General features: G+C 34.5%; 22 protein-coding genes and 1 tRNA gene. 8 read left to right on the forward strand and 15 right to left on the reverse strand.

Annotation, left to right across the window (positions count from 1 at the left end; translation table 11 throughout):
• Positions 1 to 6: 6 nt before the first annotated feature.
• From BKH42_RS00680 to BKH42_RS00685, 3 genes are read right to left on the reverse strand one after another with little or no spacing between them, the layout of a single operon-like run.
• Positions 7 to 888: a carbon-nitrogen hydrolase gene (locus BKH42_RS00680; protein ID WP_095293745.1), complete on the reverse strand. Its 882-nt coding sequence runs from the start codon at positions 886 to 888 to the stop codon at positions 7 to 9.
• The gene (locus tag BKH42_RS09375) at positions 889 to 1,059 is read right to left on the reverse strand and encodes a hypothetical protein (protein WP_180673856.1); all 171 of its coding nucleotides are present in this window, start codon (positions 1,057 to 1,059) and stop codon (positions 889 to 891) included.
• Positions 1,059 to 1,718, reverse strand: coding sequence for a ThiF family adenylyltransferase (locus BKH42_RS00685; protein ID WP_095293747.1), 660 nt, complete (start codon positions 1,716 to 1,718; stop codon positions 1,059 to 1,061). Before BKH42_RS00685 ends, BKH42_RS09375 begins: the two co-directional genes overlap by 1 nt.
• A gap of 76 nt (positions 1,719 to 1,794) precedes the next feature.
• Between BKH42_RS00685 and BKH42_RS00690 the strand changes: the two genes are divergently transcribed.
• The gene (locus BKH42_RS00690) at positions 1,795 to 2,790 is read left to right on the forward strand and encodes an ABC transporter substrate-binding protein (RefSeq protein ID WP_095293749.1); all 996 of its coding nucleotides are present in this window, start codon (positions 1,795 to 1,797) and stop codon (positions 2,788 to 2,790) included.
• Positions 2,791 to 2,882: 92 nt separating this feature from the next.
• On the forward strand, positions 2,883 to 3,491 hold the full coding sequence (locus tag BKH42_RS00695) for a phosphatase PAP2 family protein (RefSeq protein ID WP_095293751.1): 609 nt from the start codon (positions 2,883 to 2,885) through the stop codon (positions 3,489 to 3,491).
• Positions 3,492 to 3,494: 3 nt separating this feature from the next.
• Here BKH42_RS00695 and dcd read toward each other — a convergent pair whose 3' ends face one another.
• Positions 3,495 to 4,064, reverse strand: coding sequence for a dCTP deaminase (dcd, locus tag BKH42_RS00700; RefSeq protein ID WP_095293753.1), 570 nt, complete (start codon positions 4,062 to 4,064; stop codon positions 3,495 to 3,497).
• Positions 4,065 to 4,176: 112 nt separating this feature from the next.
• Between dcd and accB the strand changes: the two genes are divergently transcribed.
• The 6 genes from accB to BKH42_RS00730 all read left to right on the forward strand — a co-directional run bounded on the left by accB (position 4,177) and on the right by BKH42_RS00730 (position 8,482).
• Positions 4,177 to 4,635 (forward strand): acetyl-CoA carboxylase biotin carboxyl carrier protein, encoded by a 459-nt coding sequence (gene accB / locus BKH42_RS00705; RefSeq protein WP_095293755.1) that lies wholly within the window; start codon positions 4,177 to 4,179, stop codon positions 4,633 to 4,635.
• 4 nt (positions 4,636 to 4,639) lie between these two features.
• Positions 4,640 to 5,998 (forward strand): acetyl-CoA carboxylase biotin carboxylase subunit, encoded by a 1,359-nt coding sequence (locus BKH42_RS00710; RefSeq protein WP_095293757.1) that lies wholly within the window; start codon positions 4,640 to 4,642, stop codon positions 5,996 to 5,998.
• Between the two features lie 41 nt (positions 5,999 to 6,039).
• The gene (locus BKH42_RS00715; protein ID WP_095293759.1) at positions 6,040 to 6,720 is read left to right on the forward strand and encodes a hypothetical protein; all 681 of its coding nucleotides are present in this window, start codon (positions 6,040 to 6,042) and stop codon (positions 6,718 to 6,720) included.
• Positions 6,721 to 7,842: a UDP-4-amino-4,6-dideoxy-N-acetyl-beta-L-altrosamine transaminase gene (gene pseC, locus BKH42_RS00720; RefSeq protein ID WP_095293761.1), complete on the forward strand. Its 1,122-nt coding sequence runs from the start codon at positions 6,721 to 6,723 to the stop codon at positions 7,840 to 7,842.
• A 48-nt stretch (positions 7,843 to 7,890) separates the two neighbouring features.
• A complete protein-coding gene (locus tag BKH42_RS00725; RefSeq protein ID WP_095293763.1) occupies positions 7,891 to 8,361 on the forward strand; it encodes a hypothetical protein in 471 nt (156 codons plus the stop codon).
• Between the two features lie 43 nt (positions 8,362 to 8,404).
• Positions 8,405 to 8,482, forward strand: a tRNA-Met gene (locus BKH42_RS00730).
• Between the two features lie 222 nt (positions 8,483 to 8,704).
• Here BKH42_RS00730 and BKH42_RS00735 read toward each other — a convergent pair.
• The 11 genes from BKH42_RS00735 to BKH42_RS00785 all read right to left on the reverse strand — a co-directional run bounded on the left by BKH42_RS00735 (position 8,705) and on the right by BKH42_RS00785 (position 20,777).
• Positions 8,705 to 9,874 (reverse strand): MFS transporter, encoded by a 1,170-nt coding sequence (locus BKH42_RS00735; RefSeq protein ID WP_095293765.1) that lies wholly within the window; start codon positions 9,872 to 9,874, stop codon positions 8,705 to 8,707.
• A 137-nt stretch (positions 9,875 to 10,011) separates the two neighbouring features.
• Entirely contained in the window at positions 10,012 to 12,225 is a 2,214-nt protein-coding gene (locus BKH42_RS00740; protein WP_095293767.1) for a TonB-dependent receptor, read from the reverse strand.
• Positions 12,226 to 12,395: 170 nt separating this feature from the next.
• On the reverse strand, positions 12,396 to 13,688 hold the full coding sequence (locus BKH42_RS00745) for a (Fe-S)-binding protein (protein ID WP_095293769.1): 1,293 nt from the start codon (positions 13,686 to 13,688) through the stop codon (positions 12,396 to 12,398).
• 2 nt (positions 13,689 to 13,690) lie between these two features.
• Complete coding sequence (gene hemN / locus BKH42_RS00750) at positions 13,691 to 15,079, reverse strand: oxygen-independent coproporphyrinogen III oxidase (RefSeq protein WP_095293771.1); 1,389 nt, start codon at positions 15,077 to 15,079, stop codon at positions 13,691 to 13,693.
• A 15-nt stretch (positions 15,080 to 15,094) separates the two neighbouring features.
• A complete protein-coding gene (locus tag BKH42_RS00755) occupies positions 15,095 to 15,574 on the reverse strand; it encodes a DUF2603 domain-containing protein (protein WP_095293773.1) in 480 nt (159 codons plus the stop codon).
• Entirely contained in the window at positions 15,550 to 16,506 is a 957-nt protein-coding gene (gene argF, locus BKH42_RS00760; RefSeq protein WP_095293775.1) for an ornithine carbamoyltransferase, read from the reverse strand. Before argF ends, BKH42_RS00755 begins: the two co-directional genes overlap by 25 nt.
• An 82-nt stretch (positions 16,507 to 16,588) precedes the next feature.
• Positions 16,589 to 17,674: a chorismate synthase gene (gene aroC, locus BKH42_RS00765; RefSeq protein ID WP_095293777.1), complete on the reverse strand. Its 1,086-nt coding sequence runs from the start codon at positions 17,672 to 17,674 to the stop codon at positions 16,589 to 16,591.
• A 1-nt stretch (position 17,675) separates the two neighbouring features.
• The gene (gene rnc, locus BKH42_RS00770; protein ID WP_095293779.1) at positions 17,676 to 18,359 is read right to left on the reverse strand and encodes a ribonuclease III; all 684 of its coding nucleotides are present in this window, start codon (positions 18,357 to 18,359) and stop codon (positions 17,676 to 17,678) included.
• Positions 18,352 to 18,786: a ribonuclease HI gene (gene rnhA, locus BKH42_RS00775; RefSeq protein ID WP_095293781.1), complete on the reverse strand. Its 435-nt coding sequence runs from the start codon at positions 18,784 to 18,786 to the stop codon at positions 18,352 to 18,354. The genes rnc and rnhA overlap by 8 nt, the downstream gene beginning before the upstream one ends.
• Positions 18,773 to 19,885: a tetratricopeptide repeat protein gene (locus BKH42_RS00780; RefSeq protein WP_095293783.1), complete on the reverse strand. Its 1,113-nt coding sequence runs from the start codon at positions 19,883 to 19,885 to the stop codon at positions 18,773 to 18,775. Before BKH42_RS00780 ends, rnhA begins: the two co-directional genes overlap by 14 nt.
• 1 nt (position 19,886) lies before the next feature.
• Positions 19,887 to 20,777, reverse strand: a complete 891-nt coding sequence (locus BKH42_RS00785) for a SurA N-terminal domain-containing protein (protein ID WP_180673858.1) — start codon at positions 20,775 to 20,777, stop codon at positions 19,887 to 19,889.
• Positions 20,778 to 20,849: the final 72 nt, after the last annotated feature.

A 20,849-nucleotide genomic window follows, 5' to 3' on the forward strand; every position in this document is an offset into this window, starting at 1 on the left:
CTTCCTCTAATCACAAAATCTTTTCAAGATATCAGCATACGCATCAATTCGTCTATCCCTTAAAAAAGGCCATACACGACGCACCTCTTCACACCTATCCATATCAATTTCAACACTTAAAATCTCATCATCTTCAACACTTCCAAGAGCTAAAAGCTCTCCTTGTGCGCCAAATGCAAAACTAGATCCCCAGAATCTAACCCCTGAAAGAGTTCCACTAGGATCTTTTTCAAATCCTGTTCTATTGATCGCAATCACTGGAAGAGAATTTGCGACACTATGTCCTCTTTGAACTGCAATCCAAGCATCTCTTTGACGCTCCTTCTCTCTCTCATCATCTCCATCAAACCATCCAATTGCAGTAGGATAGATTAATATTTCTGCACCTTTAAGTGCCATAATTCTGGCTGCTTCAGGATACCATTGATCCCAACATATGAGCACTCCAAGCCTTCCAATACTTGTATCAATGGGTTCAAAACCTAAATCACCAGGCGTGAAATAAAACTTCTCATAAAAACCAGGATCATCAGGAATATGCATTTTGCGATACTTTCCCGCCACACTACCATCTTTTTCAAACACAACTACAGTATTGTGATACAACCCACTGCTACGTTTTTCAAACAAAGAAGTTACCAAAACAACTCCACATTCTTTAGCTATTTTGGCAAAAAATTCTACATCTTCAGGATAATCACGAGCATAATCAAAGATATTCACATCTTCGGCTTGACAAAAATACTCCCTAGTATGCAACTCTTGGAGTAAAATAAGCTGTGAACCCTGAGCAGAGGCATCCTCTATCATTTTTCTTGTGTGTTCGATAGTAGCAATCCTATTGCCCTTAAAGCTATGCTGCAGAGCAGCAATTTTTATTTTTTTCATCTATTCTTCTTCATATTCTTCATCTGCATTTTGATAATCATCATCATCATAGCCGTTATACAAGGGGGTGTCCCCATCTCTATCATCTCCATAATCTTGATATTCATCATCAAGATCTTCACCTTCAATCTCATCATCTTCATACATTTTGTAGGCATATGTCTTGAGCATCACTTTCTCCTATTCAAAATATCTCTAATCACTTCACTTCCAATCTGCAAACCAAAGCTTCCTGTCACTGCACTAAAACTTCCTAAAGACTTGCATTTAGGATTTTCAGGGCTAAATATTACCTTAAAATCACCAGAAAAATTCTCTTTTTTTAATAAATCTCTAAATTTTCTGGCAAATTTATCCCCATAGCTTTTCCACACACTATCTACTCGAATTTCTAAGGGATTGAGTTTTTTAGCACTACCTGTGGAGCTAATATAAGTTCCATATGGCATTGTTGAACATTTTTTTGCTAAAGCTACTTTTGCAGGAATATCATCAATGGCATCAATAATATAATCATATTCCCTCACATCAAAATCATCTAAAAAATTCATATCTACAGATCTTTTTATAGGGGCAATACCTGGGTATATTTCAGCTAGAGCCTGAACTTTGTCTTCGCCAAGTTTGTGCGAACCAATCTGTCTATTTTGATTGGTGATGTCAAAAGTATCTTTATCAACAATACTGATACTACCAATCCCTGTGCGATACAGACAATCTAGTGCGAATCCCCCCACACCACCTATGCCAAAGATAATCACCCTTTTATCTCTAAAAAGTTCAAAATCTTCTCCAAATAAAAATCTTGTTCGTGTGAATCTATCTTCCATTACCTATTCCATATATTGTTTCTGTTATTCTATCATAAGCCCCGAGCTTAAAACCCCAATTTAAAGAAGGATTCACATGAAAAGCCATCCACTCAAAAAAATGTTCTTGTGTATGAGCTTGGGAGTAATCTTGGCCACCACTCAGCTCCTAGGCAAAAATATTGAAGTTAAGGATTATTTTGGGACTCAAAGTATCCCACTCCCTATCAATAGGGTGATTTATCTAGGAAGTTTTGCAGAAGTTCCTGCAATGTTTGGGAACTGGAATAAAGTCGTAGGGATGGCTTCTTATGGGTTTAAAAGTGATATTGTTAAACTCAGTGCCAAAAATCTAAAAAACATCAAAAAACTCAGTGATGACCACTATGCTGCCCTCAATATTGAGGAACTCAAAAATCTGTCTCCTGATCTTATCATTACTTATGTAGGAAATCCGCAGGCAGTAGAATTTGCAAAGAAATTTGGGATTAAATTTCTTTCTTTTAGAGATAAAAGTGTGGAAAATGTCATTGATGATATTTCTATTCAAGCAAAAGTATTGGGCGAGGAAAAATCTTCAAAACCAAAAATAGAAAAAATGAGAGAAATACTCCATCTTATTTATACAAAAACTCAAAACATTGCTCAAAAAAAACGTGTCATTGAAATCTTTCACAAACCCAATCAAATTAGTGGTGAAAATAGCTTAGATTCTGATATTTTAGCGAGAGCGGGAGTGAAAAATATAGGCTTACAGTATATTAAAAATGGAAGAGCTGAAATCAGTTTGGAAAAAATCGTTTCTGAAAACCCTGACATGATATTCATCTGGTGGCTCAGTCCGTATAATCCTGAAGATATTATCAAAAATCCACAATTTCAAACCATTAATGCAATCAAAAATAAACAAGTATATAAACTCCCTCCCATTGATATTGGTGGGCCAAGAACACCCCTTATTTCTTTATTTATAGCCATAAAAGCCTATCCAGAGGAATTTAAAAATATCAATGTTGGCAATGTGCTAAGGGATTATTACAAAACTGTTTTCAATTTAAAAGCTCCAGAAATAAATTCTTTTTTATGGAATTAAGGTCAATCTCTTAGACAATAAAGATATTTTTTCATCAATATGCTCCAATAATTATGGAATAATTCCAAGAACTAAAATCCTTGGAGACATCAATGCAAAGATATTGGAAAATATTTTTAACTGTTTTGATTTTGATATCCCTAACATCTCAATTACAGGCAAGGAAGAGAGGTGCTTTTGAAATTTACGGGGATATTTTTCAATTCTTACCAGTAATGGCAGCTGTTTATACGCTTACTCAGAAAGATTACCAAGGGCTTGGAGAACTCGCAATTGGTTCAGGGAGTGTTCTAGCGGCAACATTTGCTATGAAATACAGTTTTGTGGGTATCTCTAGAAATCATCCAAACTGGGCAAAAATCAGTCAAAGACCTGATGATTTAGACTCCTATGAAGGGTTTCCATCAGGGCATACTTCATTTGCTTTTTCAGCTGCGGGTTTTATGCAGAGGCGTTATGGTTGGAAATGGGGAGTCCCCACTACGGTTTTAGCAACTCTAGTAGGTATTTCGAGGATCACATCAAAAAGACATACCATTACTCAGACGATTGCTGGGGCAATACTTGGATATGGAGTATCTTATTTGGTTACAAGCAAGTTAGATAAAAATGTTGAAATAAAAGTAGATATCGGCGATGAAGAGATTTCAAAAGGCAAGTACCAAAACACCTATGGAATATCTGTAAGCTATAGATTCTAAAATTTATTTTAGAATCCTTGGCAAAGTGATTCCTTTTTGACCCTGATATTTTCCCTTTTTATCCCTATAGGTTACCTTGCAAGCTTCATCTCCTTGCAAAAATAGCACCTGTGCAATACCTTCATTGGCATATATTTTTGCGGGTAATGGCGTGGTATTTGATATTTCAATAGTGATATGGCCTTCAAATTCAGGCTCAAAAGGTGTTACATTCACGATAATTCCACATCTCGCATAAGTGCTTTTTCCTAAACAAATCGCAAGAGTATCTCTTGGCATTCTAAAATATTCCATTGTTCTAGCTAGTGCAAAAGAATTTGCAGGTATGACACAATAGCCATCTTTGGAAGCATCTACCTCTATCACGTTGCTTTTGTGAAAATCTTTTGGATCAATAATAGTTGCTCCGATATTTGTGAAAATCATAAATTCACTTCCCACTCTAATATCATACCCATAACTACTCAGACCAAAACTCACAACATTTTTACCCACTTGCTCTTCACAAAAAGGTTCTATCATATTGTGTGTCAAACTCATTTCTTTTATCCATTGATCAGATTTCAACCCCATAACACAGCCTTTATTTAAATTAAACTTATGGTATTATAGCAGATACGAATAGCTGACTGTAAAAACTCTAAAATTATGGATTTTAAAATTCAGATAAAAGGATAGGTACATTATGAATCTTGCAGAACTAAAAAAACTCATCGAAATGTTTGATAATTCAGACGTTGCTAGATTAAGTCTAAAGCAAAGTGATTTTGAAATAAAGCTAGACAAGCAACCTGGTTGTGCTCAATCAATTCCTCTTGTGCAACCTCAAACCGTGGTAGTAGAACCACTAAATTTGGCACAAACACCCCCTGCAGTTCCTAGCAACACTTCAGAAAATAAAAAAGGAGATTTTATTACTTCTCCAATGGTAGGGACTTTTTATCGATGTCCTTCTCCAGATTCTGCTCCATATGTGAATGTAGGTGATACCATAAAAAAAGGGCAAACCATAGGAATCATTGAAGCAATGAAAATCATGAACGAAATTGAAGCGGAATATGATTGCAAAATCCTTTCCATAGAAGTGAATGATTCACAACCTGTAGAGTTTGGAAGCAAGCTTATAAAAGTAGAGAAAATCTAAAACTATGAAACAAGTAGAAAAAAAATCACTCCAAAGAATCCTGATTGCTAATCGCGGAGAAATTGCTCTAAGAGCTATAAGAACTATTCAAGAAATGGGAAAAGAAGCCATCGCTATCTATTCTACGGCTGATAAAGATACGCATTACCTAGATATTGCAGATGCAAAAGTATGCATTGGTGGACCAAAATCCTCTGAAAGCTATCTTAATGTTTCTGCCATTATGAGTGTGGCGGAATTGTTTGATGCAGATGCGATTTTCCCTGGATATGGATTTTTAAGCGAAAATCAGAATTTTGTAGAGATTTGCTCTCATCATGGGATAGAATTCATAGGTCCAAGTTCTGAAGTAATGGTAATCATGAGCGATAAATCAAAAGCTAAAGATGTGATGAAAGAAGCTGGTGTGCCCGTAATACTAGGAAGTGATGGAGCACTCAAAAGCTACCAAGAAGCTCAAAAGGTAGCTGAGAAAATCGGTTATCCAGTAATCATAAAAGCAGCAGCAGGTGGGGGTGGTAGAGGCATGAGAGTCGTTGAAGATCCAAAACTCCTCAAAAACCTCTATTTGGCAGCTGAGAGCGAAGCATTGAGTGCATTTGGAGATGGCACAATCTATATGGAAAAATTTATCCGCAACCCCAAGCATATTGAGGTTCAGATACTAGCAGATAAGCACGGAAATGTGATTCATATAGGCGAAAGAGACTGTTCAGCACAACGCAGACAACAAAAACTCATTGAAGAAACTCCTGCTAGTGTTCTCTCTCCTGAAGTTAGAAAAGCACTACTTGAAACTGCCGTAAAGGCAGCAAAATATATCGGTTATGTGGGTGCAGGAACTTTTGAATTTCTTTTAGATGCTAACTATAAAGATTTCTATTTTATGGAGATGAACACAAGGCTTCAAGTTGAACATACCATTAGCGAAATGGTGAGTGGTCTAGATATGGTAGAGTGGATGATAAAAATCGCAGAAGGACAAACCCTTCCAAGCCAAGAAGAAATCAGTTTCAAAGGACATTCTATTGAATGTAGAATCACTGCTGAAGATCCTGAAAAATTCTATCCTTGTCCAGGTAAGATCACCAAATGGATAGCACCAGGTGGTGCAAATGTGAGGATTGATACACACGCCTATGCTGGATATGTCGTACCTATGTTCTATGATTCAATGATTGGAAAACTGATTGTATGGGGAGAAGACAGAACTCGTGCCATTGCAAAAATGAAAAGATCTTTGAGAGAATTTTGTATTGAAGGAATCAAAACCACGATTCCATTTCATCTAAAAATGATGGATAATGTGGATTTCAAACACTCTAAAATACATACCAAGTATTTGGAACAGAATATGGAATAACAAGTGCTTATTAAACTATGAAATAAGCAAAAGGACTGGTAATGAAAATCACTCCACATAGTGCTAATATTAATGACAAATCTTCTGGTAAAGGGGCTTTGAGCACACGTTTAGAGAATGATAATAACATCAATGGAACGATCAAGGCGAAGCCTCTAAAAAAAAATGAAGACTCTGTTGTCATTAACGAAAGCGAACTAGCAAAATCTACAAGAGAGATCAATAACACCATAGGTTCTTTACAAATAGCTATAAAGGCTATGAATGAAATGAGTCAAAAAACTGAGGAATTGATTAAAAACTCTGAAGAAATTCACGCAAAAGATTCACAAAAATCTGAGATAGCACTCAAAGAATCCCAAGATATTAAAGCAGATATCACGAAAATTTTCGATACCTCAACTTTCAATAAAGAAAATGTATTTACAAAAAAATATAGCCATATAGACCCTAAAATAAAATTTCAGTCCAACTCAATCAATCCTGATAAAATTGAAATAAAAAATACAAAAAATCTCAATGATTTTCTCAAGGATATTAATCTGCAGAAAAAATATGCCAAAGAAGGTATTGAGGCACTCAGAGAAAAAGTTGGGGAGACTCTTGTTGATGATGAAAAATACGAGACACTAAATAAAGATGCACTAGATAAAGAACAATTCAAGGCTTCTCATAATACCGAAGGAATCACCTTAGAACGCCTGACAAAACTACTTAATTAAATGAATCCTTATAGCACTCAATACATTGAAGATGATGACATACAAGCTGTCATAGAGGCTTTAAGAAGCCCTACACTCACTCAAGGAAACCTTACTCAAGAATTTGAAGAAAGAATTGCTGATTTTATAGGAGCGAAGTATGCTCTTGTATTTAACTCCGCTACAAGTGCTTTATATGCAAGCTATAAAGCCATCAATTTAGATCACGATCATTATGCCATCACTTCACCCATCAGCTTTGTTGCTACTACTAATATGATGCTAGAATGTCACTCAAAGCCCATATTTTGTGATATAAAAAGGGATGGAAACATTGATGAAAACTCCATAAAGTCACATATCACCAACCAAACAAGTGCTATTGTGAGTGTTGATTATGCAGGAAATAGCATCGAGGCTGAAGTAATCCAAAAAATCTGTAAAGAAAATAATTTAGTATTTATTTCAGATAGCTCCCACAGTTTTGGTGGCAAATATCAAAATCAAAAAATCGGCACACTCGCTGATGCGACTATTTTCAGCTTTCATGCAATCAAACCCATCACAACAGCAGAAGGTGGGGCCTTGCTCACGAACAATGCAGATATATACGAACAAGCCAAACTCATTCGATCGCACGGAGTCACAAAAAAAGAGTTATGGAATTCTGATGTCACAAGAAGTGGGTTTAACTTTCGTATGAACGAACTTCAAGCAGCACTTGGAATATCTCAACTCAAAAAAATCAATAGATTCTTGCATACCAAAGAAGAGATTGCAAAATTTTATGACAAAGCCTTTGAAGGCAATCCTTATTTTTTTACTCTTCATCAGCATATAAAACATTTCAGCACAAATCATCTCTATCCAATCATTCTTGCACCAGAATTTTGGTGCTCTAAAGAAGATATTTTTAGATCTCTTCAAGAAAAGGGACTTGGAGTACAGGTGCATTACAAGCCTATCAATGAATTCAGTTTGTATAAAAAACTTTTAGGAGAAGTCAATCTTCCTAATGCAAGAGATTTTTATCGTGCAGAAATTTCTATCCCATGTCATCAAAAAATGAGTTATGCGGATGCAAAAATAACTGCCGAAAAAATCCTGAGTGTTTTTGAAAAATTCAAGGCCTGTTTGCATTAAAAAGGAATAATTTTTGCTAGATATCCAAAAACGATTTGGAGTTCTACTGTGGAAATTAATTCGCAACTACCACAAACATCAATATATAATCTGTTTAACACACAAAAAGAACAAACCCAGAGTTCGCAAACTGAAAAAACTCATCTCAAATCTAACGAAAAAGCCTCTCTAGAGCCTAAAAAACAAATTACTAACCCCATAGAATCAAAGCAAAGAGAGACTTATGGGTTGCTCGTTTTAGAACTGATGAGTAATGATGAATACAACGCATTTAAAAGGGCTACTGCAGGAATGAGTGAAGGGGATAAGATGTTAGCTGCACAATCTTTGTATAGTTTGACAAACTTTTATAATGGAAAATATAATCCTGATTTACAACAAGATCTAAAAACTGATTCTAATCCTCATCAAAAGAATGCTCAAAGAGCCTTTGGCATACAAGCTCAAGATCTCAATAACTTTTTGGAAAAATACAAAAATGCCTATGAAAGTTCTGGTGGATTTGATACGATACTTTGATTATTGACTTTTCAGGGGATTTCTCTTATAATTACAGGCTCTTGTCAAGGTAGCTCAGCTGGTTTAGAGCGCTGGTCTCATAAGCCGGAGGTCGGGAGTTCAAGTCTCCCTCTTGACACCAATATGTTTTTTATTTCTTTTCTTAAAAATCCATTAAAAATATTTGAATCCATCTACAAGCATTTGAACTTAAATACCCTCTCCTTGTTGTATGGTTATTCTTGGTTTTTAAATCAAAAAATCCATTGCATGTTTTTAAAATCAAATCTTATACGGATTTATTTTAAAAACCCAGATTACATATTCATATGGCTGTAACTTGAAAATCTTCTTTATTCCTAGCTCAAATGACTTTAGAATTGTTTGCCTTGTATCCAAAAAATATAAGCAGTACTGTCAAACAAACAAATACAATAAGTGGTATATTCCACGAATGCGACAAATCATATATAAACCCAAGAAAAATAGGCCCTAGTGCAGCTATCAAATAACCCAAAGACTGTGCCATACCTGATAATCTAGCTACTTTTTGAGGATGTGAGGCTTTGGTTGAGACAAACAAAAGAGCGATTCCAAACATTCCTCCCATCGGAAAAGCTAAAAAAATAGTGGCAATAAGCATGGCAAATAAACTATTATAGAAAAACAAAATACCAAAAGCAAAAGCATACATTAAACACAAAAAGCTAGTCAAAACATGTTTGTGTTTATTCCTGATCCTAGCTACCATTATGGGTGCGACCAACGCAATGGGCATTGAACAAACCTGATATAAAAGCGTCATATTTGAGGCAAAATGAATGTCAAAACCCTTTTCTATCAAAATGGAAGGAAACCAAGCAATGATGCTATAAAAAATCAATGATTGAGTCCCCATAAAAAATGTTATCCACCAACTCGTAGCGTATTTATAAATAGGAGTCATCTCGTTAATATTTCTTTTTTGATTTTTATATCTTCTTCTGCCTCCTAGCTGAGGTATCCATAAAATAATCGCGATAACTGCAATTATTGCCCAAAGTGCTAGGGTATTCTTCCAGCCTAGATTCAATGAAAGTGTCAAAGGAACAGAGATTCCTGCCCCAATAGCTGCAGAAATAACCAAAACCAAAGAATAAATGGACATAATCTTTCCAAAAGTCTTAGGAAATCCTGCTTTGATGATGCTTGGCAATAGGACATTAGCGATGGCAATTCCTATCCCCATAATAAGTGTTCCAACAAAAAGCCCTGACTCTGCGAAATACGAACGAACGATTTCTCCAAAAAAGATAAATAATAGCCCATAAAGCATCATCGTGACATATCTAAATCTTGCAACAATGGGAGAAAATATGGCAAATGCCAAAAGAGGGAGTGTGGTGATAAATCCTGCAAGAGAGTTTGATAATCTATAGTGTTCTTTAATGATCTCAATAATTGGACCCACCGCTGTAATAGGTCCTCTTAAATTCAAAGTGATAAAAATAATCCCCAATAAAATAAATAACTCTATTCTTCTTTTGCTGTGCATCTTATCTCCGAAATTAAAAAATACTTCATTATATTTGAATAGATTTAATTTTTAAAGATTATCTTTAAATCTTATCAAGATTTTTTATAAAAAACACTCCATATTGATCATCTCAGAATAACAGATAGGATAAAAGTTTAAAAATTATACCTGAGTTCAATATAATAACTTCGACCTGCCGCAGGAATATAGGCCGCAGGAATAAAAGAATCAGAACTAAGGGCTAAATGATAATCAAAATATTGTGTATCAAATAAATTCTGTACCCCTGCATCAAATTTAAAAGATTTGAACGAATAACTCAAACCTAAATTATTCAAGATATAAGCATCTACTTTTGAATAGCTATTATCAAGAGAGGGGCCATAAAAAGAGTTGTTAAGCATCACGCTCAAAAGTTGATTATCACTTTTAATAATATCATAGGCAAGATTTAAAGTGATTTTATAATCCTGAACCAAAGGGATCTGTTTGCCTTTGTTGGTTCCTTTTAATATTTCATTATAGATATAAGAAATTGACTCATTCAAATGAAATCTATCACTAAAAAAATCTTGATAAGCAACCACCTCAACCCCTAATCGGTAAGTTTGATCTAAATTATTGTATTGCCAATTAGATCCGTGCTCAATCTGATTATAATGAATTTCATCTGAAGTGAGTGTGTAATATAATGTGGCAGAGAGATAGGTGAAATCATATTCATCTCTATACCCCAACTCAAAAGTATCATAAGTTTCAGGTTTGATACCATTGTAGCTAAGTCCATTTTTAGGATCTGAATCCATCATTTGATTGGGTGAAGGTGTGATAAAACCTCTTTCATATTTCAGGTAAATATTTCCCGTATCAGAATATTTGAAATTAGGAGTCATCTCTAAAGCATAATTGTTTCTAGTAGTACTAAGTCTAAAATGTGGAGAAGGACCGCTTTTAATGGTTTTATTTAAAGGGCCACTTGCTTGAGTATCTTTATCATTAGATAGATCATAAAGACTATTTTCATATCTTAGTCCCCCGCTAAGCTCAAAGTAATTCGTGAATTCGTATTTATCAAATACATAAAGAGCATTGGAAATTTTACTCGCCTCCAAATTAGTTTGCCAAGCATGATCTAAAGCAGTTGCTAGACTCATATCTGGCACTCCAACTGCACCTGCAACTCCTGACCCACTAGCACCTCCTCCTGTTCCCATAGGAGGTTTTTTTGCAGAAAGTGCGGCGACTATCTTATCAAGAAGCCCTTTAGGCATTTGAACGACATAATGGTTATTTGATTTTCTAATTGTGCTCTGATACAAAATATCATATCCTAGCATTATGGTATTTTTATCTGTGGTGTATTTGAGCTTTGCATTCCCCCCAGCACCCTGATTAAAAAATTCACTCCCACTTTCATCAAAAGGTACTGTTGTGCCTCTTTTTGTAGCAGAAGTGATTGAAAGAGGATAAGCCACATTGTCCATCTGATAAAAACCCAATAAGTCAAAATTCCATTTATCTGATAATTTGGCTTTATAATTAAGAGAGGTATTAATAAAATTATCTTCAGAGGTAATTTCTCCATTTCCTGCAGCTCGTCTATTGTTTTTAAGCTCAATAAGAGAAATACCAGGTGTTGTGTTTATTTTTGAATAAGAATAACCAACATTAAAATCTAAAGATTGATTTTCATTAAAGCTATAGAGAGCCTCTGCATTAAGATAATAGTTAAATAAACTATCCCCTATTCTATATCCATTAGTATTAGCAACACTAGCATCTGCTTTCAAAAATAAATCTCCGATATTTTTACCTGCTGATAAATCAAGCCTACCAAAAAGACCATCTATCACCTCATAGCTACCACCTTTTAAATTAATATTCGCAAAATCTTTTTTGGCGGATTTAGTGACGACATTCACCACCCCACCTCTAGTGCCATTCCCATATACCACAGCCCCACCACCTGGAATAATTTCTATAGATTGAACATCTTCAAGATTGATTTGAGAAAGTGGGGTGATGCCATGACTTGAATCCAAAAGATTGATGGGTATACGATTTATTAGAACTTTTACACCTTGATTAGCACTTCCTCCCTGTCCTCTCAAATCTATATTTTGTCCAAATCCGTTGTTTGAAAAAGTAATTAACGGAGACATCTTAAGTGCATCATCTAAATTTTGATAACCCTTTTTTGTGAGAGTATCTTTATCTATAATAACAATATTTCTAGGCTCATCTTTAAGGGGTATATCAAATCCAGTGGCTGAAGTAATGATTTTATTGAGCTTAATGCTTGATTCATCTTCAGCATTTAGCCCCACATAAAGCAGTGAAACAACAAAAAAAATCTTATAGAATTTCATTATTTTACCTTTAATATTAATTTTAGTAATTATTATTATATTTAGCTTATAATCTGTTTAATGGGTATTTTTAATTCAATAATTAATTTGATTATTTATGTGCTCTGATACACAAAATCAATCAAACAATAAAGATGCATGGATTATAAATTCTAGCTTTTGTTGTTTTTCTAGGATGAGTGTCCCATATGCAAAGCTTTGGCAATAAGCTCTAATGGATGAGAAAATGTTGTCTTCACTCCTTGGTGATCCATTGCATTATCTAATTGCATATGACAGGCACCACATTCTGCACTGACAATCTCCGCATTAGTCTCTTTTATCATCTGAGCTTTTGGAATTCCTGCCTTTAAGGTGAGGTCATACTTTTCACTTTGCATACTAATACCTCCAAAACCGCAACACCTACTTGAATCACTCATTTCTATCAAAGAATAGTTTTTTGATAGCAAATTTCTAGGTTCTTTATAAATATTCAAAACCTTTCTAGCATGGCAAGGATCGTGATAAGTGAAAGTTTGTTCTTGAGATGGAATTTTGAGTAAAATATCTGGAAGTGAAGTATTTTTGTCTAACCAAAAACTAGCCATATTGAACTTAGGAATTAGTTTCTGCAGTCTCTTTGACCAATCTCCTTCTTCATCTTTAAGAGCATGTTTCCAATCTTCTATCAGCATAGCCCCACAAGTCGCCTCTGGTATCAAGATAGCATCTACTTCATCAATAAATTCTTCAAAATGAATAATATTTTTTTTAATGAGATGTTTTACAGTTGCAATATCTCCAGAAAAATAAGCGGGAGCACCACAACATTCCTGTTTGGGAATCAAAACATCTATTCCTAATTCATCTAAGATAAAAAGTAAGCTCTCCCCTACATTAATATAATTATAATTACTCAGGCAGCCAATAAAAATCGCTACTCTATTGTGAAGTAGCTTTGAAGTTTTTGAAATATTTTTGGAGAGAATTTCACCATTATGTTTTTGCAAAAAACTCTTTGAAGAAAATGGAAATACAGTTCTTTTGCCAATTTTTGGGAGTGAGAATCTAAAGGTATTTTTAGTATTAGATGGATTTTTTTTGAATATACAAGGCGAAACAAAATAAACAAAAGAAAACACAAAATCCATCAATTTTCTATGCTTCAACAAATAAAAGAATAGTTTTTTACTCCAAGAAATGCCATATTTTTTTGCAATATCAACACGGATTTTTTCAATCATCACATCTATGGGAAGAGTATTGGGGCAAACTTGCACACAAGTAGTACATAAAAAACAAGACTCAAAGATATTCTTTACATTTCTGTCAAGCTCTAAATCACCTCTTTCATAAGCTCCAAGTAGATCTAAAAACCCCCTAGGAGAAGTGGTCTCATCTTTTTTAATTTGATAAATAGTACAACTAGGAATACATTTACCGCATTTTACGCAAGCATTAGAAATACTACCAAAGTCCATACTCACACGCTTTTACTGAATCGTCTCTGATTGATGGGAATTTTTTGAAGATACTCATCAAAAACCATAGCAATGTTCCTTATAAGCATTCCACCAGTTGGAGTGGTATAAATCCCCTCTTGGGTAATCTTTAAAAGATCTGATTGAATATATTCTTCTAATTGTTCTAACTCTATTTTGAAATAATCTGCAAAATTGATATGAAATCTTTCTTCTATAGTTTTAAAATCCAACTTGAGATTATTCATTAGCCCCATAATAACTTCTTTTCTAATGATATCTTCATTACTCAGTCGAATTCCACGTTCTACAGGTAATATTCCACTATCAATAGCCTTTTCATAGCTTTCCATATCTTTATAATTTTGCGTGTAATAATCTTTTCCTTCTCCAATGCTTGTAAGTCCCATACCTATAGTTTGTGAAAATCCACGTGTAGTGTAACCTTGAAAATTTCTACGAAGTTCTCCCTGAACACTTGCCTTGTAAAGCTCGTCGGTTGCTTTTGCAAAGTGATCCATTCCTATCATCTTATAAGCCATTTTTTCCAAAAATGTAATGGTGTATTCTAAGATTGCCAACTTCTCATCAGGAGGAGGAAGAGTGGTTTCATCAATTTTTCGCATCGTCTTTTTCATCCAAGGAACATGGGCATAGTTAAAAATAGCTAAACGATCAGGAGATAAAGCAACTACTTTTTTGAGCGTTTCAGAAAAACTCTCATATGTTTGCAATGGCAAACCATAAATCAAATCAAAATTGATTGAAGCAATTCCAAAACCTCTAGCAATATCAACACAGTGACTTACAAGATCAACGCTTTGAGTGCGATTGATAGCTTCTTGAACCCTCTGATCAAAATCTTGCACTCCAAAACTCAGGCGATTAAAACCTCCATTTTTCAAAACCTCCATTTGAGCTTCATTGAAATGTCTAGGATCAATTTCGCAACTAACCTCAGCATTTTTTGCAAAATTTGGAAAGGTAGATTTTATCAAATCAATGACTTCCTTTAGTTGCTTGGTATCAAAAAAAGTAGGCGTACCGCCTCCAAAATGAAATTGAACAACTTCGCGCTCTACGTTCATATATTTTTTAAGAATCTCAAGTTCCTTTTTTAGATAGCTAATATAGCGATCTTTTTTGTCTTCTTTACTAGTATAAATCACATTGCACGCACAGAAATAACATGCACTCCTGCAAAAAGGCAAATGCACATACAAAGAAAGTGGGAGCTTGTTCTGAGAATATGCATCTATATTGTCATTACGAATAAATGATTCTTTCAAAGCATTATCATCAAAGTCCGAAGAAAATTCTACGGCTGTAGGATAGCTAGTATATCTAGGAGCTGATTTTGAATATTTAACAAATTTTTTAAAGTCTATCATTTCAAAATTACCCTGTTAGCTAATCGGATTTTGTTTGCGAAAATATTCATCAAGATTAAAAAATAAATTAGGATGCTCCTTCTTTATCTGACCAACAAAAGATCGTGTATCAATCTTTGGCAAAGTCCCATCACTTTTCCGATATCTTTCAAGTCTATTATTAGCTACAGTTTTAACATCATCAAAATCAACAGGAGTATGAGCAATAATATCCCTCTCAATTTCAACTTTTAGCTTCTCTTCATATGCCTTTTTGATAGTAAGGATAATTCCCTTAAGGACGGACTGCGGAACCATGACATACTCATTATTTTCTTCGTCTTTGACAAACCAAGCTTCTTTGGAACTAAACTCGCCTTTTTGTAATTCTAAAAGCATTTTTGTCTCATCTATTTTTTTTGCACTAATATGATTATTCGTCAAATCTAATCCTCGATACAAGCCCTCGGGAGTATTTGAATTCAATCGTTTTAAATTCTGTTTTGATGTAGCCATACCATAATCCCCTTTTGTGCGTGAAGTCGATTTTGAGCCTCTTGAAATACCCTACTTTGATGTCCCTCCACCACACTATCTGTGACTTCTTGACCCCGATAAGCAGGAAAACAATGTAAAAAAATCGCATTTTGATCTGCTAAAGACATTAAATCATCATTCACACAATAATCCTCAAATATTTTCTTTCTCTCTTGTTTTTCATCTTCTTGACCCATTGAGGCCCAAGTATCAGTTGTAACGACATTACAACCTTTCAGTGCTTGTTTTGGACAAGTAGTGATAGTTATTTTCGCCCCACTAATTTGTGCAAAACTCATCGCATCTTGCACAACTTTTGTATCTGGCATGTAGCCCTCAGGTGAGGCAATAGTGAGCTCAAAACCCAATTTGGAAGCCAACATAAGCCAAGAATTTGCCATATTGTTCCCATCTCCAATATAAGCAACTTTTGGAGTTGCAATATGAACACTGTCATACTGCCTATTCAAAAGATAAATCCCGCATTCTATCATTGTTAGATAATCTGTAAGCAACTGTGCGGGGTGAAATAAATCACTCAAACCATTAATAACTGGCACAGGCGAATAAGAAGCGAATTCTTCAAGTCTTTCTTGTGAATAGGTTCGTAGCATTATCATATCCACCATTGATCCAATAGCTCTTGCAGTATCTTTGATGGGCTCTCCTCTCCCAAGTTGAGTATCTTTGCTAGAAAGAAACATGCCCATTCCTCCAAGCTGATATATCCCTGCTTCAAAACTTACTCTAGTTCGGGTGGAGTTTTTTTCAAAAATCATTGCCAGAATTTTATTTTTCATCAAAGGCGTACTTTTACTCTGAAGAAAATCCTTTTTTATTTTTATGGCAATATCTATCATATCAAGAATTTCATCTTTGGTAAAATCCTTTAATGTCAAAAAATGTCTCATAAATGACCCTTTAAATCATAGAGTAATCGCAACGAATTTAATTCTATCTTTTAAAACTTTTAATACAGTTGAATCAGCAACACTACTTGTAAATTTTATGCAGATGATCTATTTTTGCTCCTAGATTCAAAAGCAACATATCTGCCAAAATAATTGCAAGAAGACTTTCACACACCACACTACCTCTGATAGCAATACAAGGATCGTGCCTACCTTTAAGAGAGCAGATCACTTCATCTTTATCTGTGTTTAAAGTTTTTTGAGGCAAAAATATACTCGGTGTGGGTTTGAAATAAACCTTTACAAAAATTTCTGATCCATTACTCATTCCACCTAAAATCCCACCTGAATGATTACTCAAAAAACCATTAGAATCAATGCAATCGTTATTTTCACTCCCAAAAATTTCACTTGATTTAATGCCATCTCCAATCTCAACAGCCTTCACTCCATTTAATCCCATCATTGCACAGGCTATCGTGGCATCTAATTTATCATACAAAGGTTCTCCTAATCCAATAGGAATTTTTCCATTTTTACCTCTAGCTCTTATCAAGGCTACTCCACCCACACTATCGTGATTCATCCTTGCCTTATCAATAAGATCTTTTTGAATTTCTTGTTTGTTCTTATCTAAAGAAAAAATCTCATTTTCTTTAGAATATTGAAAATCCAACTCCTGTGCACTAATTGCCCCGATTGAATAAATACCACTTTCACAGACAATCCCTACCTCTTTGAGTAAGATCTTTGCAATTGCTCCACTTGCAACCCTAGCAACACTCTCTCGTGCAGAACTCCTCCCCCCGCCCCGATAATCCCTAATTCCATATTTATGATAATATGTCCAATCTGCATGTCCAGGACGAAAAACAGATCTAATGTTTTCATAATCAGAGCTCTTAACATTATTATTTCGAATGATCATTCCAATAGGAGCCCCTGTGCTAAGCCCATCAAAAACACCACTCATAATTTCAACCTCATCGCTTTCTCTTCGTGGAGTGCTGTAGCGATTTTGACCACCCCTTCGCCTATGCACTTCTTTGGCAATGAAATTTTCATCGATTTTAAGACCTGCAGGAACACCATCAACAACACATCCAATCCCAGCTCCATGAGATTCTCCAAAAGTACTAACTCTAAACCTTTGTCCAAGTGTATTCATATCAGTCCTTTTTTAGCTTCTCATAAGCAATTTGTGCACATTTTTGTTGAGCATCTTTCTTGCTTCTACCTTTTGCTCTAGCATATTGTACGCCCTTGATAGAAAGAATCATCTCAAACTCCTTACAATGATCAGGCCCACTCTCAGAGATCAACTCATAAGTAGGTATTTCAAAAAACTTTGCTTGGGAGAGCTCTTGAACACTGGTTTTATAGTCTAAAGATAAACTTTCAAAATCCTCGTTTGGATACACTTTTTCTAATAATGTATGCACAATCTTTTTAACCTCTTGTAATCCACCTTCAAGATAAATAGCACCCATCAGTGCTTCAAATGCATCAGAGAGAATGGACGGTTTATGGCGTCCATGATTTTGCTCTTCGCTTTGAGAAATATATAGATAATCCCCTAACTTAATACAAAGTGCGAGTCTCATAAAACCTTTTTCATTCACTATTCCCGCCCTCATTTTCGAAAGATTCCCTTCTGTGCTTTGTGGAAATTTATGGAATAAAAATTCTCCCACTATCAAATCCAAAACAGCATCTCCCAAAAATTCCAATCGTTCATTATCTGCACTAATCTTATAACTTTTGTGGGTGAGTGCTTCTATGAGCAAATCTTTATTTTGAAAAGTATAGTTTATGTCATTTTCTAGTACTCTAAAATTCATCGCATTATCCATCTAAAACCTTTTTATATTTTAAAGCCCACTTTTTAGCAATTTCATCACATCTTTCATTTTCAATATGCCCATTGTGGCCTTTCACCCAAATTGCCCTAACATCATGAGATTTAGAAACCTCAACATACTCTCTCCATAAATCTGGATTTTTTATCTTAATAAAATCTTTTTTTATCCAATTTGATAACCAAGAATTAATGCCATCACAAACATATCTTGAATCACTATAAAGATCAATTTTACAGGGTTGTTTTAAACACTTAAGTGATTCTATGACCGCTTTTAGTTCCATTTGATTATTGGTGCTGACTTCTTCCCCTCCTGCTATGATTTTTTCCTTATCTGCATATTGCAATATCCCGCAATATCCACCTGCACCTGGATTGCCAAGAGAAGAACCATCGCAAAATAATTTAACTGATTTCATTGTTTTTTATCTTACGTGGTTTTAAAATCAAATCCATCATGCCAAGTTCTGAACAAGAAGGACAACGATAGGAATCAAAAGGAAAAATGCTTTTACAACTATGACAACGATACTCAAAATCTATTCCTGCTTTTAAATGAGAATAATGATGGGATAATCTCAAAAGCTCTAATTCAAAAATTTCGCATTCTTTTTTATCATCAATAAAACCTTTTGCCCGATACACATCCAAGATTCTCTGAGAGCTCCCAAGCAAATTCATAGGAAGATCTTCTTTGCCAAAACTCCATAGCAAATCAATAAAATTATTGACATACTCAAGTGTTATGATATGATTCCAAAACATTGGCAAATTATAAGTTTTTAAATACGAAAGTATGACTTTTTGCAAAGAAGGAGCTTTTATAAATAAGGAATTGATTTGATTTTGCTTTTGCTCAAAAGAAAGGAAATTATCATTAGTAAGCATCATTAAATAAAGGTAATTTTTACTATCTAAAATAACTTTATTTTCAGAAATTTCAATATCTAAGAGCTGGTGGTCATTTTTGTCCTCGAAACGATCTTTATCATCAGAACCAAACTCAACTTCATCAAGACAATCAAGAACTTCTAGTGCTTTTTTATACTGCCCCATACTCTCATAAGTTCTCATCAAATAAGAGAGTGCATTGGAATTTCTAGGAAAACTCTTTAAAATCTCAATGAAAATATTCTTTGCTCTCTGTAAAAAACCCGCATTAAAATAAGTTACTCCTAAGGCTTGCAAGACTGGGATCTTATCTTTTGACTCAGAAGTTTTTTCTAATATGCTCAGATAGATTTTGATAGCCTGTTCGCTATCCCCACTTTTTGCATAGGTCTGAGCTAAAAACATTAAAGTGGGGATGGGGTTATGAGCTAAGGATAAAAATTCCATCACGCCATCATTTAGCCCACTATACTCGTAAGATTTTGCTAAATTTATCAAAGATTGCGAACGCTTTTTTGAGCGATTACGATTACGACTGTAATCTGCTAAAGCAACAATGGCAATGATGGCGATCAAAATTGTGATTCCAAAAAGAGGATCTCTGTAAATAAAAGCGATATCTTTCAATTCATTCTCTTATAGTGTTGATTTTTGCCTTTACCCTTATTTTCTCAAAATATTCATCTAAAATCCTATCTTGATTGCCCTCTACAAGTTTTTGTGCAATAAAATTTTTAGCTTGTTGAAAGGGAACTTGGGTCGTTCCTATCTTGTCTTTGATAAAAAACGATACGTAGCTACCTTCTCCAGCATTAAGTATAGGGGTAAAATCTTTAATTTTGGTTTGAATAAAAACTTGAGCAATTTGAGGATTTAAAGATTCTAAAGAAATTTTTTCTTCTCCACTATCCACGCCTGTTACCTTCATCATAGGATTTTCAACTGCCTTTTTTAGTGCTTCAGGATCTTTGGAAACATAACGAATCGTTTGAACTTCTTTTGGAATACTGAACTCTTCTTGATGTTTATCATAATAATCACGCATTTGAGTTTCACCAGCTGTATTAACATTTGACAGTAAAACACTTCTTAAGAGTTCTTGAGTTTGTATTTGCTCTTTTAATTCATCTTTGTATTTGCCATAATTCACCCCTTGTTTCATAAGCATGGCTATAAAAGTATCATAGTCCATTCCATTTCGTTTGGCAATATTTTTGATTTCATCTTCAATTCTAGCATCATCAACATTAATATTTAAACGTTTGATTTCTTGAGATTTAATCCTATCAGCTATCAAAACATCAATAGCTTTTTTCCTATCAATTTTCAATTTCTTTTGGGTTTGGGAGATTTCATAAAGCGTTATAGGATCTCCATTCACTTTGATGGCAATCCCATCAATAATGGTTCCCTGAGTAGTTTTTGATTGTATTTTTTGTTTTTGATCACTATGAGAATCCTCACCAAATAGGCCTGAAATGCACCAAAGGAGAGAGAAAATTAAGAAAACTTTTTTCAATAATATTCCTTGTTTTTAAATGCGAGTATTTTAACATTAAAAACCTATTTTTAATTTAGAATATGTTTTTTT

The sequence above is a fragment of the Helicobacter sp. 13S00482-2 genome (genome assembly GCF_002272795.1).
In the GTDB taxonomy this organism is placed as follows: domain Bacteria; phylum Campylobacterota; class Campylobacteria; order Campylobacterales; family Helicobacteraceae; genus Helicobacter_J.

Bases quoted from the DNA above. Each gene is read 5' to 3' on its own strand.
- rnhA (WP_095293781.1), bottom strand. From the start codon at position 18,786: ATGAAATCAGTTAAATTATTTTGCGATGGTTCTTCTCTTGGCAATCCA.
- BKH42_RS00740 (WP_095293767.1), bottom strand. From the start codon at position 12,225: ATGAAATTCTATAAGATTTTTTTTGTTGTTTCACTGCTTTATGTGGGG.
- BKH42_RS09375 (WP_180673856.1), bottom strand. From the start codon at position 1,059: ATGCTCAAGACATATGCCTACAAAATGTATGAAGATGATGAGATTGAA.
- aroC (WP_095293777.1), bottom strand. From the start codon at position 17,674: ATGAATACACTTGGACAAAGGTTTAGAGTTAGTACTTTTGGAGAATCT.
- BKH42_RS00735 (WP_095293765.1), bottom strand. From the start codon at position 9,874: ATGCACAGCAAAAGAAGAATAGAGTTATTTATTTTATTGGGGATTATT.
- accB (WP_095293755.1), top strand. From the start codon at position 4,177: ATGAATCTTGCAGAACTAAAAAAACTCATCGAAATGTTTGATAATTCA.
- argF (WP_095293775.1), bottom strand. From the start codon at position 16,506: ATGAGACATTTTTTGACATTAAAGGATTTTACCAAAGATGAAATTCTT.
- pseC (WP_095293761.1), top strand. From the start codon at position 6,721: ATGAATCCTTATAGCACTCAATACATTGAAGATGATGACATACAAGCT.
- BKH42_RS00680 (WP_095293745.1), bottom strand. From the start codon at position 888: ATGAAAAAAATAAAAATTGCTGCTCTGCAGCATAGCTTTAAGGGCAAT.
- rnc (WP_095293779.1), bottom strand. From the start codon at position 18,359: ATGGATAATGCGATGAATTTTAGAGTACTAGAAAATGACATAAACTAT.
- BKH42_RS00715 (WP_095293759.1), top strand. From the start codon at position 6,040: ATGAAAATCACTCCACATAGTGCTAATATTAATGACAAATCTTCTGGT.
- dcd (WP_095293753.1), bottom strand. From the start codon at position 4,064: ATGGGGTTGAAATCTGATCAATGGATAAAAGAAATGAGTTTGACACAC.
- BKH42_RS00690 (WP_095293749.1), top strand. From the start codon at position 1,795: ATGAAAAGCCATCCACTCAAAAAAATGTTCTTGTGTATGAGCTTGGGA.
- BKH42_RS00710 (WP_095293757.1), top strand. From the start codon at position 4,640: ATGAAACAAGTAGAAAAAAAATCACTCCAAAGAATCCTGATTGCTAAT.
- BKH42_RS00745 (WP_095293769.1), bottom strand. From the start codon at position 13,688: ATGGACTTTGGTAGTATTTCTAATGCTTGCGTAAAATGCGGTAAATGT.
- BKH42_RS00695 (WP_095293751.1), top strand. From the start codon at position 2,883: ATGCAAAGATATTGGAAAATATTTTTAACTGTTTTGATTTTGATATCC.
- hemN (WP_095293771.1), bottom strand. From the start codon at position 15,079: ATGATAGACTTTAAAAAATTTGTTAAATATTCAAAATCAGCTCCTAGA.
- BKH42_RS00755 (WP_095293773.1), bottom strand. From the start codon at position 15,574: ATGGCTACATCAAAACAGAATTTAAAACGATTGAATTCAAATACTCCC.
- BKH42_RS00685 (WP_095293747.1), bottom strand. From the start codon at position 1,718: ATGGAAGATAGATTCACACGAACAAGATTTTTATTTGGAGAAGATTTT.